Below are 277 nucleotides of genomic sequence, written 5' to 3' on the forward strand. Positions count from 1 at the left end.
CATCCACAACCACGTTGTTGGTGCCATCGCTGAACGTTACTTTCACGGTTTGTGCATCCGCGTCCACGCCACCCAAGGTCACGCTAACAGAGTTCGCTTCACCCGCGTTGGTGATCTCGTCGCTTGTAGCCACGGTCACGCTGAAGTTGTTGTCGGTGTCCGCACTGGTGTCTAAATCTAACGTATCCGTTTTAGTTGACGTGTTGCCCGCATCATCAGTTGCTACAGCGCTGACGGTAATCGTGCCGTCGGTCAGACCACTTAGATCCGCATCCGC

1 protein-coding gene is annotated in these 277 nt (G+C 54.9%); it reads right to left on the reverse strand.

Features of this window, described 5'->3' with window-relative positions; genetic code table 11:
- Positions 1 to 277, reverse strand: a 277-nt coding sequence (locus tag V6259_RS19805) for a hypothetical protein (protein ID WP_341585992.1), incomplete at both ends; no start/stop codon positions are given.

This window comes from Marinomonas sp. TI.3.20, from assembly GCF_038155025.1.
Classification (GTDB): Bacteria; Pseudomonadota; Gammaproteobacteria; order Pseudomonadales; family Marinomonadaceae; genus Marinomonas; species Marinomonas flavescens.